Annotated in this window: 10 protein-coding genes and 2 pseudogenes; 9 read left to right on the forward strand and 3 right to left on the reverse strand. The window is 69.6% G+C overall.

Going from position 1 to position 18,822, the window contains the following annotated elements:
• Positions 1 to 1,127, forward strand: a pseudogene (locus A1QA_RS13815) (IS1634 family transposase); the annotation flags it as partial.
• 101 nt (positions 1,128 to 1,228) lie between these two features.
• Here A1QA_RS13815 and A1QA_RS0106385 read toward each other — a convergent pair.
• Entirely contained in the window at positions 1,229 to 2,674 is a 1,446-nt protein-coding gene (locus A1QA_RS0106385; protein ID WP_017178088.1) for a replication-associated recombination protein A, read from the reverse strand.
• A gap of 705 nt (positions 2,675 to 3,379) precedes the next feature.
• On the opposite strand from A1QA_RS0106385, the gene pulA reads away from it, so the two are divergent.
• The 6 genes and pseudogenes from pulA to A1QA_RS14975 all read left to right on the forward strand — a co-directional run bounded on the left by pulA (position 3,380) and on the right by A1QA_RS14975 (position 12,338).
• Positions 3,380 to 6,358, forward strand: a complete 2,979-nt coding sequence (gene pulA / locus A1QA_RS13820) for a pullulanase-type alpha-1,6-glucosidase (protein ID WP_017178089.1) — start codon at positions 3,380 to 3,382, stop codon at positions 6,356 to 6,358.
• 679 nt (positions 6,359 to 7,037) lie between these two features.
• Positions 7,038 to 7,872 (forward strand): annotated as a pseudogene (locus tag A1QA_RS13825) (IS5 family transposase).
• 161 nt (positions 7,873 to 8,033) lie between these two features.
• Positions 8,034 to 9,419 (forward strand): ABC transporter substrate-binding protein, encoded by a 1,386-nt coding sequence (locus tag A1QA_RS0106400; RefSeq protein ID WP_017178091.1) that lies wholly within the window; start codon positions 8,034 to 8,036, stop codon positions 9,417 to 9,419.
• Between the two features lies 1 nt (position 9,420).
• Entirely contained in the window at positions 9,421 to 10,290 is an 870-nt protein-coding gene (locus A1QA_RS0106405; protein WP_017178092.1) for a carbohydrate ABC transporter permease, read from the forward strand.
• A gap of 12 nt (positions 10,291 to 10,302) precedes the next feature.
• On the forward strand, positions 10,303 to 11,112 hold the full coding sequence (locus A1QA_RS0106410; protein WP_017178093.1) for a carbohydrate ABC transporter permease: 810 nt from the start codon (positions 10,303 to 10,305) through the stop codon (positions 11,110 to 11,112).
• Between the two features lie 14 nt (positions 11,113 to 11,126).
• Complete coding sequence (locus A1QA_RS14975) at positions 11,127 to 12,338, forward strand: glycoside hydrolase family 32 protein (RefSeq protein ID WP_017178094.1); 1,212 nt, start codon at positions 11,127 to 11,129, stop codon at positions 12,336 to 12,338.
• A 38-nt stretch (positions 12,339 to 12,376) separates the two neighbouring features.
• On the opposite strand, the gene A1QA_RS0106420 is transcribed toward A1QA_RS14975, so the two are convergent.
• A complete protein-coding gene (locus A1QA_RS0106420) occupies positions 12,377 to 13,468 on the reverse strand; it encodes a LacI family DNA-binding transcriptional regulator (RefSeq protein ID WP_043508369.1) in 1,092 nt (363 codons plus the stop codon).
• 219 nt (positions 13,469 to 13,687) lie between these two features.
• Here A1QA_RS0106420 and A1QA_RS0106425 point away from each other — a divergent pair, with 219 nt between their 5' ends.
• A complete protein-coding gene (locus A1QA_RS0106425) occupies positions 13,688 to 14,974 on the forward strand; it encodes a threonine/serine exporter family protein (RefSeq protein WP_017178096.1) in 1,287 nt (428 codons plus the stop codon).
• A gap of 126 nt (positions 14,975 to 15,100) precedes the next feature.
• Here the strand turns inward: A1QA_RS0106425 and A1QA_RS0106430 are convergent, their stop codons facing one another.
• On the reverse strand, positions 15,101 to 16,714 hold the full coding sequence (locus A1QA_RS0106430; RefSeq protein ID WP_043508399.1) for an aspartate:alanine exchanger family transporter: 1,614 nt from the start codon (positions 16,712 to 16,714) through the stop codon (positions 15,101 to 15,103).
• Between the two features lie 329 nt (positions 16,715 to 17,043).
• Here A1QA_RS0106430 and A1QA_RS0106435 point away from each other — a divergent pair, with 329 nt between their 5' ends.
• Positions 17,044 to 18,822 carry an acetolactate synthase large subunit gene (locus tag A1QA_RS0106435; RefSeq protein WP_026048750.1) on the forward strand — a complete coding sequence of 593 codons (1,779 nt, stop codon included), beginning with the start codon at positions 17,044 to 17,046 and terminating at the stop codon, positions 18,820 to 18,822.

Genomic DNA, 18,822 nt, shown 5'->3' on the forward strand with positions numbered 1-18,822 from the left:
ATCGAGCGCGACTACCGCCAAGCCATCAGTGCCGCGGCTCTGAAGCACGCCATGGCCGCCGGCGACGTGTCACTGTGTCTACGGGCGTCACCACGCTCTACTTCGACACCGAGAAGGAGGACGAGCCGCGCAAGGTCGGCTACTCCAAAGAGAGAAGGGCCGACCCCCAGGTCATTGTCGGCCTGCTGGTCGACCGGGCCGGCTTCCCCCTGAGAATCGGCTGCTGGGAAGGGAACAAGGCTGAGACCACCACGATCATCCCCATCGTGGAGGCCTTCCAGGCCGCCCACGGCATCGAGGACCTTGTCATCGTCGCTGACGCCGGCATGCTCTCAGCCGCCAACCTGAACGCCCTGGATGAGGCCGGAGTCGGCTTCATCGTCGGTTCACGCACCACCCGCGCCCCGGGGGACCTGGAGGCGCACTGCCACTGGCACGGGGACGCCTTCACCGATGGGCAGCTGATCGACACCATCACCCCCAAGACAGGCTCGAACACCGAGCGGAATAAGAGCCTCAGGGCTGAGCCCGTCTGGGATCCAGCCAAGTATCCGGGGTCGTGGTGGGCGGTGTGGGCCTACTCCAAGAAGCGCGCCGCCAGGGACACTCAGACCCTGACCGCCCAAGAGAACCGCGCTAGGGCCATCCGTCGCCGGCGAGAAGCGTCCCAAGGGCACCAGGTTCGTCACCACCCATAAAGGCGATCAGGTCCTCGATGAGGCCTCCATCGCCCGGGCCCGCTCCCTGGTGGGCCTCAAGGGCTACGTCACCAACATCCCCGCGCATCTGATGGGCGCCGGTGAGGTCGTCTCCTCCTATCACGAGCTGTGGCACGCCCGGTCAGTCCTTCGCCGATGAGCAAGCACGACCTGAGGGCCCGCCCCGTTTTCCACCACACCCGCGATGCTATCGAGGCTCACCTGACCGTGGTCATGGCCGCCTTGGCCGTAGCCCGCTACCTCCAGGAGACCACCGGGATCAGCATCGCCAGGATCGTGCGCGAGCTACGCGGCCTGCAGGAGGTCACCATTAACCTAAACGGCCACCACCTCGCAGCCGCACCACGTCTGACCGACACCGCCAACGACATCCTCACCGCCCTGAGCACCCCACCCCCGGCACACTAAGCGTCATGAGTCAGGAGAAACGTCCCCGACGGCGTCGATTGTCCCCGGCCGCGCCGCAATACCCCCGCACGCGTCGGTTGTCCCCGTCGATACGAGAAAGGTCAGGAACTGGCCTGCGTCTCAGTCCCCGTCTGGCTCAGTCTGCCGCCGACGCCCTCACCCAACCGGCCGTCGCCTCCCTCACCAAAGCCCTCACCGCGCTTGCTCGCCCGCAGGCCCTCCCAGTACTCCAGCCGCTCACGGATGCGGCGCTCGTGGCCGTTGGCGGTGGGTTCGTAAAGGGCCTGGCGCTCGACGCCGTCGGGCAGGTAGTCCGCACCAGAGAAGCCGTCGGTCGTGTCCGGGTCGTACTCGTAGCCCTCGCCGTAGCCGAGTTCCTTCATGAGTCGGGTGGGGGCGTTGAGGATGTGGGCCGGCGGCATGAGCGAGCCGGTCTGTCGGGCCAGGCGCACCGCGCGGCCGTAGCCGCGGTAGACGGCGATGGACTTGGGCGCGGTGGCCAGGTAGACGACCGCCTGAGCGATCGCGAGCTCCCCCTCAGGCGACCCCAAGCGCTCGTAGGCGTCCCAGGCCGCCAGCGTCATCTGGAGGGCGGCCGGGTCGGCCATGCCGACGTCCTCGCTGGCGAATCGCACCAGACGGCGCGCCACGTAGAGCGGGTCCTCGCCCCCGCTCAGCATGCGCGCCAGCCAGTACAGGGCGGCGTCCGGATCGGAGCCGCGCATCGACTTGTGCAGGGCGGAGATGAGGTTGTAGTGCTCCTCGCGGGACTTGTCGTACAGGGGAGCCCGGGAGGCGATGACGCCGCGCAACCCTTCAACGTCAAGTGGTTCCGGGCCGTCTGCGTCCTGGGCGGCGAGGACCTGCTCAACCATGCCCAGCAGGTAGCGGCCGTCGCCGTCGGCCATGGACAGCAGGGAGGTGCGGGCATCCTCAGTCAGGGCGAGGCTGCGACCCATCAGGGACTCGGCGCGCGCTAGCAGCTCGGTCAGGGCGGCCTCGTCCAGGCGGCGCAGGACCATGACCTGGCAGCGAGACAGGAGGGCGCCGTTGAGCTCGAAACTCGGGTTCTCGGTGGTCGCGCCGACCAGGACAACTGTTCCGTCCTCGACATAGGGCAGGAAGGAGTCCTGCTGGGCGCGGTTGAAGCGGTGGATCTCATCGACGAACAGGAGCGTGCCCTGCCCGATCTCGCGGCGGCGGGCCGCGGGGGTGAAGACCTTGCGCAGGTCGGCCACCCCGGAGAAGGTCGCCGAGGCCTGCTCGAAGACCATGCCGGTGCGGTCGGCCAGGAGCCGGGCGATCGTCGTCTTGCCGCAGCCCGGCGGGCCCCACAGGATGACCGATGACAGACGGCCGGACGCGACCATGCGGCCCAGCGGGGCGTCGTCGGCGAGCAGCTGGTCCTGGCCGACGACGTCGTCAAGCACCCGCGGGCGCAGCCGGTCGGCCAGCGGGCGGGCCGGGTCGTCAACGAAGCCGGAGCCATCGGGGCCGGCGGCGTCGAACAGCGAGGGCGAGTCGGGTTCGGGCGTACGGCGAGCCATGCCTCGAGCGTAGAGCCTGGCGGTGACATCAGTGCCGACCGTCGCCCGTCGGGCCACCTCGACCCGCGCCGTCCCACTCAGCCCTTCACCACCGACGGGCACGTCCGTGCGGCCGGAACTGCGCACAACAACGTGACAATGTCCAAATCTGCAGCAAAGGAGCCTGCGCCCCGAACGGGTCGCCGACAGAACCGCGGAATCACGCGGTTCGCTCTCTCGCGTTCCAATCCTGCTGAGGCCTTTGCTGCAGATGTGGACACGAAGACGGGCTGCGGCGCCTGAGGCGGCGAACGTGATGTCACGGGACTGTCGCCATACTCCAGAGATGTCACATGTCCGAGGCAGCAAGGGGGACAATCCCGTGCAGCCGGGGACATCCTGCGCGTGCGGGGACCGGATTCCTGTCCCCGAACGCGCGAACCGCACCCGGCCGCACAGAGATGTCCCCGACCGTGCGAAACGGCCCCGCACGCGTCGGATGCCCCCGGCCAGGGCAGGACTCACCCGCCGACGGAACGCCCGAGGCCCCGGGCCGCAGGCCGGGCAGGAGAATTCCCGCCATCGGGCTGACAGGGCCCCGCCGCCCGGGGGAGACTACGAGGTGCGCGGCCCCACTGCCGACCCCCTCATACGGGGCCGCCCGCGACACGACCGGCAGGACCGGCGGCGTCCCACCACGGCGCCTCCACCCGGGAGGACACCACCATGACCTTCACCTACACGCTCACCTGCACACTCGACACCACCGCGGCCCTCCCGCCCGTGACCGGCAGTGAGGAGCAGCGCGCCTACTGGGTCACCCCCGCCATCGTGGCGTGGCCGCTGTCGCTACTGCCCCGGGGGATGGACCGCGAGGTCGTCGTCACCGACGCCGGCGACCCCATCCCCGGCTCCGGCCTCGCCCTGCGTCTCATCACGGCACCCGGCGGCGGCGCCGCAGCCATCCACGGCCGAATCCTGGGCGCAGAGGGCATGCCCGCCCCGACGGTCACGCCCCTGCGCATCGTCGGGAACCTTCCCGGCGAGGTCCTCGCCGCGCACCCCCACCTGGAGGGCTACATCGCCCTGAGCGCGACCGATGCCGACGGCGCACCCCTGCTCGACGACGACGCCGTCGCCTCCGCCCTGACCGGCCAGGTCGCCATCGCCCAGTACGTCGGGCTCCCGTACCCCACCGAGGCCGCCGACGTCAGCGGCGCCCGCCTCGACGCCTTCACCGGGGTGCAGACCGCCATCCTCCTGGACCACCTCTACGCCGAGGCCGCCACCCGCGCCGAGCTGGGCGTCACCTTCACCGGCGGCCTGCCCTCCTTCGCCCTGTGGGCGCCCACCGCGCAGGCCGTCACCCTCCTGACCTGGGAGACCGGAGACCCGCTGGGCTCGGTGCCGGAGGTCCCCGGCCCGCCGCGACGCACCCCGGCCGTCCGCTCAAGCGACGGCCGCTGGGTCGTCGCCAACCGCCCCGACCAGCCGGCCGACGCCGTCGCAAGCGCCCCCGGGGGCGAGCCCGGCCCGGGCCGGCCCGCCGCCCCCATCACCGCCGGCTGCCAGTACCTGTGGGAGGTGCGGGTCTACGTGCCCTCCACTCGGCGCGTGGAGACCAACGTCGTCACCGACCCATACTCGACGGCGCTGACGACGGACTCGACCCGCTCGGTCGCCGTCGACCTGGCCGACCCACGCCTGGCCCCCGAACGGTGGGCCACCACCCGGGCGCCGGCGGTTCGCAACGACTCGGCCCGCAGCATCTACGAGCTCCACCTGCGAGACTTCTCCGCCGCCGACGGCACCGTCCCGCCCGAGCTGCGCGGCACCTACCGGGCCTTCACGGTGGCCGGCTCGGCGGGCGTGCGCCACCTGGCCGAGCTGGCCCGGGCCGGCATGAACACGATCCACCTGCTGCCCACCTTCGACATCGCCACCATCCCCGAGCACCGCGGCTCCCAGCGCGCCCCCAACATCCCCGCCGGCGCGCACCCGGCCTCGACCGACCAGCAGGCGGCCGTCGCGGAGGTGGCCGACCACGACGCCTACAACTGGGGCTATGACCCGCTCCACTGGGGCGCCCCGGAGGGCTCCTACGCGACCGAGGGCCACCAGGACGGCGGGGCGCGCGTCGTCGAGTTCCGCGAGATGGTGGGGGCCCTGCACGACCTGGGCCTCCAGGTGGTCCTCGACCAGGTCTACAACCATACGGCCGCCTGCGGGCAGGATCCGCGCAGCGTCCTGGACCGGGTGGTGCCGGGCTACTACCACCGTCTCGACGCCGTCGGGCGGGTGACGAGCTCGACCTGCTGCGCCAACACGGCCACGGAGAACGCCCTGTGCGCGCGCCTCATGGTCGACTCGGTGGTGCGCTGGGCGCGCTGGTACCGGGTCGACGGCTTCCGCTTCGACCTCATGGGCCACCACCCGCGCGCCGTCATGGAGCGCGTGCGGGCGGCCCTGGACGAGCTGACGCTGGAGGCCGACGGCGTCGACGGCCGTTCCATCTACCTCTACGGGGAGGGCTGGAACTTCGGGGAGGTCGCGGGCAACGCCCTGTTCGTGCAGGCCACCCGGGGGCAGCTCGACGGCACCGGGATCGGCGCCTTCAACGACCGCCTGCGCGACGCCGTCCACGGCGGCGGCGCCTTCGACCCCGACCACCGCGTCTTCCAGGGCTTCGGCACCGGCCTGCTCACTCAGCCCAGCGGCCTGGACCACCGCGGCTGGCACGACCAGTCTGCGGATCTGGCGCACCGCACCGATCTGGTGCGCTTAGGTCTGGCGGGCAACCTCAAGGACTATGTCATGACCTTCTCGGACGGGTCGGTGCGCCGCGGCATTGACCTCATCCACAACGGGGCGCCGGCGGCCTTCGCCTCCCACCCCCAGGAGAACGTCAACTACGTCGACGCCCACGACAACGAGACGCTCTATGACCTGTTGGCCTACAAGCTGCCCCAGGGCATGCCGGTGGCCGAGCGGGTGCGGATGAACACGGTGTGCCTGGCCACGGTGGCGCTGGCGCAGTCGCCGGCCTTCTGGTGCGCGGGCACCGAGCTGCTGCGCAGCAAGTCCCTGGACCGGGACTCCTACAACTCGGGGGACTGGTTCAACGCCATCGACTTCACGGGGCAGTCCAATGGTTTCGGGCGGGGCCTGCCGCCGGCCAGCCGCAATGAGGGCTCCTGGGCGATCCAGGGGCCGCTGCTGCAGGACGACTGGCTGCGGCCCTCGCCCGAGGAGATCGCGGCGGCCCGCTCCCAGGCCCTGGACCTGCTGCGGCTGCGCGCCTCGACACCACTGTTCAGCCTGGGCTCGGCCCGCCTCATCCAGGACAAGCTGAGCTTCCCAGGGGCGGGCTTCGGGGCACCGCCGGGAGTGATCGTCATGCTCATCGACGACACCCGGGGCGGAAGCGACGTGGACCCCGAGCTCGACGCCGTCCTGGTGGTCTTCAACGCCTCGGGGCAGACGCTCACTCAGCCGCTGCCCGAGCTGGCGGGCCGGGACTTCCACCTCTCCCCCATCCAGGCCGAGGGGGCCGACGAGGTGGTGCGCCGCACCGGTTTCGACCGCGCCAGCGGGACGATCTCGGTGCCGGCGCGCACCGTGGCCGTCCTGGTGCAGCCCCAGAGGGCGGAGGGCGGAGCCTCACCCACTGAGTCCACCGATCGGCGAGATTGGATAGACGAGTGATGGGACGGTGACCTTGGGTGGTGGAATGCGGCAGTGAGGACTGGGCCGCCGGGCTGTGTGGTACTGAATCATCCTTCTGACAGGAGAACGCCCGGCTGGCATGACCTGCCGTGATGCTCCGTTGACGCCTCAGAACCGCTACTGGCTCGCAATGCGCATCCAGGCCGGCCACCCTGTCGCCCATGTAGCCGCCGAGGCCGCATCGATCCCACCGGGCAGACCAACCGAGCCGAAAAGCCCGTCCGGACCCGCCTCCCGGATCACATGATCCACCTGGACGTCAAGAAGGTCGGACGTGCCCCATGCGGGGGAGGTTGTCGGGTCCACAGGCGAGGAGCCTCACGCCCAAGGCCTCCAGGCCGAGCAAAGCGTCAGGCCGCCTCACCTACCTGCGCACCGCGATCGAAGGCTTTTCCCCGGCCTGCCTGCACCGATGTGCTCGACGACGAGACGCCCTCCGCTACGACCGGCTTCCCCACCACGCCCAGACCTTCACAGCGTCCATCAGATCCCTGAACCGACGGCGCCCACCCCACGTCACGAGCCTCGTGAGGCAATAGATCCGATGCACATAAGAGGTTGCGCCGGTAGGTGGGGTGTGGCGTTGCGCGGTGGCGGGCATGAGGGCCTGTAGAAGGTGAGGTGTCGAGTCTCGGTTCTTGGTGCAGGAGGTCTCCTCATGCCCGCTGTCCCATCCTCCATCCTCGAACCGCTGTGGGTCCAGTTCGCCGCGCTGCTGCCCGAGCGGCCCGATCACCATCCCCTGGGCTGCCACCGGCCCCGAATCCCCGACCGGCTCGTGTTCGACAAGCTCGTCCAGGTACTCGTGCTGGGCGCCGCCTACAACAAGATCGCCGATGCCACCTGCTCGGCCACCACCATGCGCCGTCGCCGCGATGAGTGGATCACCGCTGGCGTCTTCACCCGCCTGGAGGACTTGTGCCTTGAGGCCTACGACCAGATCGTCGGTCTCAAGCTCGACAACATCATTGTCGACGGGTGCATCGTCAAAGCCCCTTGCGGGGGCCAGGCCGCCGGAAAGTCCCCGGTGGACCGCTCCAAGCAGGGCACGAAGCGCTCGCTGATGGCCGGGCGCCTCCGGTATCCCGATCGGGTGCCAGGTCGCGGGCGCCAACCGCCACGACTCGCCACTGCTGGCTCCCACACTGGCCAGGCTGGGTCGGTTCGGGTTCGACCTGCCCGAGCGCATCACCGTGCACCTCGATGCCGGCTACGACTCGGGCAAGACCCGGGACCTACTCGAGCTGCTGGGCTGCGACTGGGTCATCAGCACCAAGGGCGAACCGCTCCAAGCCGGGGCGAGGTGGGTGGTCGAGCGCACGAACTCATGGCACAACCGGGGCTTCAAGAAGCTCCTCATCTGCACTGAGAGACGAACCATCGTCATCGAGGCGTTCATCGCGCTGGCCAACGCCATCATCATCACCCGCAGGCTCATCGGCGAGGCCTGGACACGCTACCGCTGGGAGACCCGACCAAACCGGAAACCCTGACCTACCGGCGCAACCTCTAAGCGTCATGAGTCAGGTCGGGAGGCCTGGGCGGGGCTCACGGGCTCCGCCTCCCCAGCATCCCCGCCAGCGCCCCTCTTGACACCCCCTGTGGCGGGCACAACAATGACTCCACCTAAATCGAATTAGGCAGGAGGTCAACGATGACTCAGCTCTCCCGACGCGGACTGCTGACAGGCGCTGTGGGGGTCGGCTCGGCGGCCCTGCTCGGCAGTCAGTGGTCACGTCTGATCGGGGCGGACATCCCCGGGCGGTACGACAACTCGCTCACGATCGCGATCCTGGGGACCAACCAGGACGCCGCCGCGCGCGCGTCGCTCGTCGAGGCGTTCGCCGCCCAGCATCCCGATATCCCCGTCCGGCTCCAGGCGGTCCAAGGGGCCGACTGGGCGGATTTCTTCGCCAAGATCCTCACCATGGTGGCTGCCGGCACGCCCCCGGACGTGTGCGTCGTGGCCACCGAGGGCGCCCAGCTCTTCGCCGAGAGGCTCGCCGAGCCCCTCGATCCCTACGTCATGCGCGATGCCGCCGAGGTCAAGAACTACTTCGACGATGTCCACCCCAGTCTCATCGAGGCGTTCATGTACAAGGGCTCGCTCTACCAGATGCCCATCGACTTCAACGCCGCGAACGTCTACCTCAACACGACCGCGATGGAGCGCGCTGGCGTGACGTACCCGGCCTCGGACTGGACCCACGAGGACTTCCTGGCGATGGCCCGCACGATGAAGGCCAGCTCCGGCACGGGATTCATCCCGTTCTACTGGACCAACCGGCTCTGGGGCGGGGTGGTTCCCTGGCTCTACGCCAACGACACCAGCTTCCTCACCGAGAAGAAGGCCGACGGTGGCCAGTGGCTCTGGCAGCAGTTCTACCCGGGGCAGGAGGCCTCCTACTCGGGCGGCTACCTCTGGGAGGGCTCGAACGCCACCGACCCCCGCGTCGCCGAGTCCTTCGAGTTCCTCCGGGCGATCGTCGAGGAAGGGCTGGGGACCAGCCCGGCCCAGGGCGGCGGCAATGAGCTCGTCGGGCAGTTCTCAGGCGGATCGATCGGGATGACCCCAGCGGGCGGCTACTGGGTCGAGGGCCTGTCCGCGGCCGGCCTCGCGTCTCAGGACTACGACGTCGCCTATTTCCCGAAGTGGCGGTCCCAGCGCCACCAGTTCGGCGCCGCCGGCTACGCCATCCTCAGGACCTCCAAGCGCAAGGACGAGGCCTGGGAATGGGTCAAGTTCTGCACATCCGAGGAGGGCATGCGCCTGGCATTCACGAAGCCGGACACCACTCCGACACGGCGCTCGATGTGCGACGAGGCCTTCTACGCGGCCAAGGGCCCCGCCCACTGGAAGGTCTTCTACGACACCCTCGACCAGCACCCCTGCGCCCCTATCCCCGCGCCACCGCAGCAGGCCGCCGTCGAGACAGCGCTCATCAAGAACGTCCTGGGCGCGGTGACGGGCCCGGCCGACGCCCTCCCCGGCGCCCTGGAGCGACTCGACGCCGACCTCACCCGAGCCCTGGAGGCATGACATGCAACGGAAACTCCTCATCTGGCTGTTCCTCGCGCCCACAGTGATCGGGCTGGGAGTGTTCAGCTTCCTGCCGATCCTCGCCTCGATCGGCCTCGCCTTCTTCTCCTGGGACATCATCACGCCCCCGAAGTTCGTCGGCCTGGACAACTTCACCAGCATCGCGGCCGACCCGACGATCCGGGTCTCCTTCCTCAACACCATTGGCTTCGTCGTCGTGGCGGTGACCCTGCAGCTCGCGCTCTCCCTCGGCCTCGCGGTCCTCGTCAACAGCAAGATGCCGAGCATGGCCAGGTCGTTCTTCCGCTCGGTGCTCTTCTTCCCCCTCATCCTGTCGGCGGCCTCGGTCTCCATCATCATGACCTACCTGTTCAACGAGAACTTCGGCCTGGTCAACCACCTTCTGGCCATGCTCGGCATCGGCAATGTCCCGTGGCTGACCTCCACTCATGGGGCGATGGTGGTCGTCGTCCTGGTCTACGTGTGGCAGAACTTCGGGTTCTCGTTCCTCCTGTTCCTCGGAGGACTCGCCTCCATCCCCAAGGAGGTCTACGAGGCGGCCCAGGTCGACGGCGCCACGGGCTGGAGGCAGTTCTGGAGGATCACCTTCCCCCTGGTCAGTCCCACGACCCTGGTCGCCTCCGTCATGGCGATCATCTCCGCCCTGCAGATCTTCGACCAGCCCTACGTGCTCACGCGCGGGGGCCCGGGCGACTCCACCCGCACCGCGGTCATGGTGATCTACGAGTCGGCGTTCAAGCAGCTCCAGTTCGGGAGGGCCTCCGCGATCGGGATCATCCTGACCATCGTCATCATGCTCGTGACGGCGCTGCAATTCCGCCTGTCCCGACGTTTCGTGTTCTACGGCTGAGGAGCCCGACCCATGAAGAAACTCGCCACCTACGCAGTCCTCGCCGTCGCCAGCCTCATCACCCTCGCCCCGGTGATCTGGACGATCCTGGCCTCGATGCGGCCACCCGCCGAAGCCCTGTCCGCCGACAGCTCCATCATCCCCAGCACATTCGACTTCTCGTCCTACTCGGCGGTGTTCAAGCAAGTCGATATGTGGCTGCTCATCCTCAACTCGGTGCTCGTCACGGGCGCGATCGCCATCGGCCAGATGGTCTCGGCCGCGATGGCGGGGTACGTCTTCGCCCGCTTCGAGTTCCGGGGCAAGAAGATGCTCTTCGCCCTCATCCTCGCCACGATGATGGTGCCCATGCAGGTGACCATCGTGCCGGTGTTCATGCTCATCCGCGGGATGCACCTCGCCGACACCCTCATCGCCCTCATCCTGCCCGCCATCCCCACCGCCTTCGGGACCTTCCTCATGCGCCAGTACTTCATGGGACTCCCCGCGGAGCTGGGCGAGGCGGCCGAGCTCGACGGCGCCGGGGCGTGGCGCACCTTCCGGGCCATCTACGCGCCCCTGGCGATGCCGGGGATGGCGATCGTCGGGATCCTCGCCTTCAACTTCCACTGGAACGAGTTCTTCCGGCCCCTCATCCTCGAGATCAGCGAGAAGAACTTCACCCTTCCGCTCGGACTGGTCTCCCTCCAGGGCAATATGGGCACTGGATCCGTGGCCACGGTCCTGGCGGGCGTCGTGATCTCGATGATCCCCGCCTTCCTCGTCTTCGCCTTCGGGCAGCGCACGCTGCGCGAGGGCCTGACGGCGGGATCGCACCGATAAGGAGGAACGGGACGATGAGCGCCCCCACAACGAGCTACCACCTGCGCCCAGCCAGGGGGTGGCTCAACGACCCCAACGGGATCACCCTCGTCGACGGCGTCTGGCACGTGTTCTACCAGCACAACCCGCAAGGGCCTGTCCACGGCCACATCGCCTGGGGCCATGTCACGAGCAGGGACCTGGCCAACTGGGATGCCGAGCCCGTCGCCTTCTCGCCGACCCCCGGTGGTCCCGACTCCTTCGGGTGCTGGTCGGGGGTGTTCGTGCCCGGGCACGACCGGCCCGCCGTCGCGTACTCGGGCGTCGTGGACGCCTCGGTCCAGTCGACGATCTGCCTGCGCTGGGGGAGCCCCGACCTGCGCGACTGGGAGGCGCCGATCGTCGTCGGGCAGACCCCGAGGGCCGACGGCATCGCCATCATGCGCGACCCGTACGTGTTCGAGCACCAGGGCCGCCGGCTGGCGGTGCTCGGCGCGGGCCTGGACGACGGCGGTCCCGCCATCGCGCTGTTCGACCGCGAGCGCGAGACCGACTGGCAATACCTCGGCCTGCTCGTCGACGACGATCCCGTGCTCAGGCGGATCGGGAGCGCCGACGTCTGGGAGTGCCCCCAGCTGTTCCCGCTCGGCGGGCGGTGGGTCCTCATCGTCTCCCTCCATGACCGCGGACGGCTCAGCGAGGTCGTCGCCGCCGTCGGCGATCTCACGGAGGAGGACGGGCGCCTCCGCTTCGTCGCGGAGAGCGCTCATGTTCTCGACGATGGCGCTGACCTCTACGCCCCGCAGGTCGTGGTCACTGACTCCGATCCTCTCCTCATCGGCTGGGTGCGCCAGGAGGGGCAGGACCCGGCGGTGCGCGACCACGCGGGATGCCTGAGCCTTCCCCGCCGCCTGTCGCTGGTCGGCGGCGAGGTCCGCTCCAGGATCGACCTGGGCGCGGCCACCACCCTCATCGGCGCCGTGAGGGCGCTGCCCACCGGACGGACGAGCCTGGCCGACCGGCGCTGGGCGATCGACGTCCTCGGGGACGGCGTGACGCTCACCCATCCCGTCCTGGGGACGGTCGACCTGTCCCAGGGGGACCAGGCCTGGGTCGATGGCGCGGTGCTAGAGCTCTACCGCTCCTCGGGGATCCCCGCCACATGGCGGCATGACGAGGCGTGGCAGGTGGACTGCGCCACCGAGGGGACGGCCAGGGCCGCGGAGATCATTCCCCGGGTGCCCTGAGGCGCCGTGCGGGCGTCATGCGGGCGCCGCTGTGGTGCTCAGCGGGCTCTGTCGGGCTCGACGGCGACTCGCCCCGACCGGGGCGGCGCCGTCGAGCCGCGGAGCACGACGGGGCACTCCAGGACGCGATGGGCCGGGTCGGGCGAGTCATTCCGGGCGGCCGCCATCGCCATCGCGACCGCGGTGGAGCCCATGAGCGCGTGGGGGAGGGCGACAGTGGTCAGCGCTGGGACAAGGCTCTCCGCCAGCGCCTCCTGATCGTCGAAGCCGATGATCGACAGGTCCTCGGGAACGGGGATCCCCAGGCGCGCGGCCGCCAGCAGCGCCCCGGCCGCGACTCGGTCGCAGACGGCGAAGAGCGCCGTCGGCCGCCGCGCGCCCGGGAGGCTGAGCGCCTCCATCGCGGCGGCATAGCCGTCGTCGATCGCCCATCCTCGGCCGATGAGCCTGGCATCCATCCCTTTGACATCAGCTGCCTGCTTGAATGCCCGCCAGCGGATCGGGCCCGAGACGTTCCCGACCTCGTCGCCCCGCGCGCCAGGCGAGAAATGCCCTCCCAGCATCGCCACGCGCGTGTGCCCCAGGCCGGCCAGATGCTCCAGGGCTGCTCTGGCTCCTCCGGCGTCGTCGGGACTGACCGAGGGCCTGCCCGGGCGGCGCGTGACGCAGTTGGCGAGCACAAGGGGGATGCGGGATACCGGGGGCTCGTCGAGCTCGGTGAAGCCCATGGTCGCGTAGATGATGGCGTCGACCTGGCGGCTCTCCAGCGCCTCGATCGCCTCGGCGGCGCGCTCCACGCGGCCTCCGAGATCCATCATGAGCAGGGCGTTGCCAGCGGAATTGGCCGCCTCAGTGGCCGCGGCGAGGAGCCTGCCCCCGAAGGGCGAGGAGGCGAATGCGTCCGTGACCAGCCCGATGGAGCTGGTCGAGTTCCTCCGCAGGCTCCTCGCAACATGGTTGGGGCGGTACCCGAGCTCCTGCGCGGCCCGCAGGATGCGCTCGCGAGTCGCGGGCGAGATGTTCCCCTCATCGCGGCTGTTGAGGACGAAGGAGACGGCGGTCGTCGACACTCCGGCCGCGGCCGCCACATCCGCGGCGCGAACACGCGGCTGCCGCTCATTGCCTGTCATGCCCCATATGGCACCAGGGCCCTCTCACCCTGTCAATCCGCCTGGAGGAACGGCGCGCCGCGATGATGCTGAAGAGGGACGTGCTCAGAACCACGTCCGGCACTGGGCCTTCGGACCCTGACTCGTCACAGTGGGTCGGGCACGATGATCCGCGTGAATGAATCGCTCCCTCCACACGACCCGGATGCCCCCCGCTCCGGCCTCGACGCAGACAGGCTGATGCAGCAGTCCGAGGTGGTCCTCCACCTCGGCAAGCTCATGCTCGCCGCTGGAGCGGGCTCCTACCGGGTGAAGTCATCCATGGCCAGGGCCGCCTCCGCCGTCGGCATCGACCGCCATCAGGCCACTGTCACCATGACGGAACTCGTCACCTCCTCCTACGAGGGGGAGCGCTTCCGCACTGAGACCGCCGAGGTCCGGCGCGTCGGTGTCAACGTCGACCGCCTCGAGGCGCTGCGCCGCATCGTCCACGACCTGCGCGCGCACGAACGCGTCGAGGTGCTCGAGGCCAAGCTCGTCAAGGTCGAGCAGATGCACGGGCTCTACGGCCCCGTCTCCAACGCGCTCGCCTCCGGTATCGCCTGCGCCGGGTTCTGCTTCCTCAACAAGGGCGGATGGGCCGAGTGCCTTGCGGTCCTCTTCGCCGCCGCCCTCGGCCAGGCGGTGCGGCGGGCCATGCTCGTGCGCCACATGCAGCACTTCTACACATGGCTCGTCAGCGGTGTCGTCGCCTCGACCCTGTACATGATGGTCATCGCGGGTTTGAGCACGGCGGGCCTCATCTCGGCGGGCCACCAGGGCGGGATCATCTCCGCGATCCTCTTCCTCATCCCCGGCTTCCCCATGGTCACCGCCATGCTCGACCTCGTCCGGCAGGACTTCTCCTCAGCTGTGTCCCGCATGTCCTACGTCATGATGGTCATGATGGCGGCCGGCGTCGCCGTGTGGACCGTCACCTCCATCGCCGACTGGGATGTCACCGGCACCGCCGCTACCACGCCCGAGGGCCCGATCCTCCACGGCCTCCGCCTCCTGTGCTCCTTCATCGCCGCCTACGGCTTCGCCGTCCTGTTCAACGCCAGGGCTCGGGCCTGCCTCATCTCGGCGGTCATCGGCGCCGTGGCGAACACGGGCAGGCTCGTCCTCATCGACGTCTACCACGTCCCGTGGCAGATGGCCGTGGGCCTGGCCGCCGTCGTCATCGGCCTGCTCGCCCAAGCCTTCGTCTCACGGGCCTCCCTGTCCCGCGTGGCGCTGTCCGTGCCGGCGGTCGTCATCATGATCCCGGGCGTGCCCTTCTACCGGGCCATCTCCGCGCTCAACGACCACACGGTCGACACGCGGGTGGCCGTCGGCGAGGCCGCCGCCAGCATCGCGGAGGTCCTCTTCGTCATCACCGCTATCGGCGTGGGCCTCGCCCTGGCCCGCATCATGACCGACCGTAACTGGCGCCACGACATGCCCACCTCCGGGATGATCGAGCTGCCCGAGCCCGAGACCGCCTGAGAGGGTCCTGCTCAGCGGCGTCGTGGCGTGGCAAGGGGCCTGGCTCATCCATGGTGAGCCAGGCCCCTTGCCGTGGGCGGTCCGTGGGCGGCCGGGGATCCGGGGAGCGGGACGCCCACGCGCGGACTACAGCCCTCCGAGGATCTGGGCGATGAGGATCTTCACGATCATGGCCACCGGGTAGACCATCGCGTAGCCCAGGGCCACCCGGGGGTCGGCGCCGGTGCGCTCGTTGGCGAAGGCCAGCACCGCCGGCTGCGTCTGCGCGCCGCCGAGGAGCCCGGACAGGCGCGTCCCGCCCATCTTCACCACCCAGCGCATCGAGGCGTACAGCCCAAAGCCCACGATCGTCGTGATGACAAAGCCGGTCAGCAGGATCTTCCACCAGTCGCCGCCGGTGAAGGCATCGGCGATCTGGCCACCCGCCTTCGTGCCCGCCTGCGCGAGGAAGACCAGGAGCCCGAACTCCGCGAGCACAGCCGTGGCCGTGAAGGGGATGGCGGTCACGAAGTTCTTGATGCGCCCGATCCGGCCGAACACGAGCCCGACGAGCAGCGTGCCGGCCGCCGAGCCGATAGAGAAGGTGGCGCCGGTGGGCGTGAGGATCTCCCATTCGCCGATGACGATGCCCAGGGCCATGCCCAGGCCGAGCGCGATGGGGTTGATCGAGGACAGGCCGTGGGCCGAGTCCCCGAAGAACTTCGACACCTCGGCCATCCTCCCGGTCGGGGCGACGACGCGCACGCGGTCGCCCTGCTGGAGGACCAGGTCCGGGGTCCCGACCATGTCGACGTCGCCGCGCCGCACACGCGAGATCGTCGCGCCGAAACGGTGGTCGATATCGAGATCGGCGAGGGTGTGGCCGGCGAGCTTCGGGTCCGAGACGGTGATACGGCGGAAGTCGAGGTACTTGCGGTCCTCGATGAGGGAGTGCGACGAGCCGTGTCCCAGCTCCTTGATGACCTGGTTGACGGCGTCTTGGGTGCCGACGACGGTCACCAGGTCGTCCTTGAAGACGCGGTCCTCGCCCGAGGGACGGGTGATCGGACCGGTCTCGCCGCGCCGCAGGCGCGAGAACTTGAGCTCTCCGGAGATCCTGGCGGCGATGTCGGCGATCACCGGGCCGTCGGAGCGCTCCACGCGGATCGTGCGATTGGCCAGGGGGGAGGGCTTGTCACGATCCGAGGTGCGGTAGCGCAGGGCCAGGAGGCTGAAGAACAGCATCCCGATGACGCCGTACAGGTAGGCGACGGCGTAGCCGACCGTGGCGATGGCGGCGCCGTCGGGATTCCCCGAGAGCGTGGCGGCGTTGCCTGCGGCGGCCAGCGCCGGGGTGTTGGTGAGCGCGCCGGCGAAGGTGCCGGCGATCTGGGCGGAGTCCATGCCCAGGGCGTGGCCCAGCCCCAGGCCCGCGCTGGCGGCCAGGACGAAGAAGAGCAGCATGAGCGCCAGGGGGCCGGCGGCGGTGCGCAGGACGTGGAAGAAGTTGGGACCCGATTGGATGCCGATGGCGAAGGTGAAGATCGCTAGTCCGAGCGTCCCCAGGGGGCCAGGGATCGTGATCTCGACGTGCTGCGAGATCCCCCAAGCAGCCAGGGCGATGCCCGCGAAGAGGACGGCGGCGGCGCCCAGGCTGACGCCTCGGACCTTGATATGGCCGACGAGTATGCCCATACCGATGAGCAAGAAGAGGACGAGAACGGGGTTCTCGGCCAGATGCGTGAGTAGTCCGTGGGTCACGATGATCGTAGCCTTCCGGTCCTGCCCGGCCTCGGCGCGCAGGATCGTCGTTGAGATGCGGTCATGTCCAGGGAGCGGCGATGCCCCCTCCCCGCCGGTGCGGCCCGGCGGTTGCCCTGACATTCTCTCATCATGGGGCCTATGTCTGATGACGGATCAAAGGCACAGCGCACCCCGCAATCGACGCGACCAGGCGCATAGCCTTCATCGAGAGTTCGTGATTCCACGATATGGGACGATCGGTCTCTGATATGACTCGCCTCATGGACTGCCATACGGTGGTCCCAGCCGGCGCAGCGCCGGGCGGACCGACCGATAGGAGGGCGATGATGGCGCGCCAGGACACCCCGACTGCCGCTGTCCCCGAGGTGATGACGGGCGCCGAGGCGCTCGTCCGCTCTCTGGAGGAGCTCGGAGTCACCGACATCTTCGGCATGCCGGGTGGAGCGATCCTCCCCTTCTACGATCCGTTGCTGTCCAGCACCAAGATCCGCCACATCCTCGTGCGCCACGAGCAGGGCGCCGGGCATGCCGCCGAGGGCTACGCCCTGGCCACCGGCAGGCCCGGTGTGTGCGTGGCCACCTCCGGCCCCGGGGCGACCAACCTCATCACCCCCATCGGCGACGCCCATATGGACTCCGTCCCCATGGTCGCGATCACGGGGCAGGTGGGCGCCTCGGCCATCGGGACCGACGCCTTCCAGGAGGCCGACGTCATCGGTTCGACGATGCCCTTCGTCAAGCACTCCTTCCTGGTGTCCGACCCGGCCGAGATCCCCGAGCGCGTCGCGGAGGCCTTCCACCTGGCCTCCACTGGCCGCCCGGGCCCCGTCGTCGTCGACGTCACCAAGGACGCCCAGGTGGGGATTGCCGAGTTCCACTGGCCGCCCCAACTGCGCCTTCCCGGTTACAGCCTCCCCGGGCGCCCCAACCAGCGGCGCATCGAGCAGGCCGCCGAGGTCCTCGCCCACGCCCAGCGCCCCGTCCTCTACCTCGGCGGCGGACTGGCCCGGGCCGGCATCAGCACGGAGGCGCTCACCGAGCTCATCGACACCCTTGGCGCCCCCTTCGTCACCACGCTCACCGCGCTCGACATCATGCCGACCGACCACCCCCTCCACCTGGGGATGCCGGGCATGCACGGCACCGTGCCCGCCGTCGGAGCCCTCCAGAGGGCGGATGTCGTCGTCAGCCTCGGCGCGCGCTTCGACGACCGCGTCACCGGCAAGCCCGACACCTTCGCCCAGCGCGCCACCGTCATCCACGTCGACGTCGACCCCGCCGAGATCTCCAAGATCCGCACCGCCGACGTGCCCATCGTCGGCGACGTCGGCGACGTCGTCCCCGCGCTCACCGCGGCGATCGCCGCCCTGGGCGAGGAGCGCGTGAGCCTGGAGCCGTGGGTGGCGGAGGTTGCCGACGTGCGCCGCCGCTACCCCGTCGCCTGGACCGACACCGATGATGGCATCCTCCAGCCCCAGGAGGTCATCACCCACCTGGCCGCGGGCGCGCCCGAGGACACGATCTGGGCCACCGGCGTCGGGCAGCACCAGATGTGGGCCGCGCACTTTTTGGGCTTCAACCAGCCGCGCTCCTGGCTCACCTCGGCGGGCGCCGGCACGATGGGCTACGGCGTGCCCGCCGCGATGGGGGCCAAGGTCGGCCGGCCCGACAGGCCGGTGTGGCTCATCGACGGCGACGGCTGCTTCCAGATGACCAACCAGGAGCTCGCCACCTGCGCCCTCAACGAGATCCCGATCAAGGTCGCGATCATCAACAATTCCTCGCTCGGCATGGTGCGCCAGTGGCAGACCCTGTTCTACGGGCAGCGCTACTCCAACACGGACCTGCACACCGGCGCCGGCACCCGGCGCATCCCCGACTTCGTCGCGCTGGCGGAGGCCTACGGCGCCGTCGGCCTGCGCTGCGAGCGCCTGGAGGACCTCGATGCGGTCATCGAGAAGGCCAATGCCATCAACGACCGCCCCGTCGTCGTCGATTTCATCTGCTCGGCGGATGCCCAGGTCTGGCCGATGGTCGCCGCGGGCGTGTCCAATGACGAGATCCAGCACGCCCTGGGCATGAGCCCGGCGTGGGAGGAGGAGTGA

Source organism: Actinomyces timonensis DSM 23838, assembly GCF_000295095.1.
In the GTDB taxonomy this organism is placed as follows: domain Bacteria; phylum Actinomycetota; class Actinomycetes; order Actinomycetales; family Actinomycetaceae; genus Actinomyces; species Actinomyces timonensis.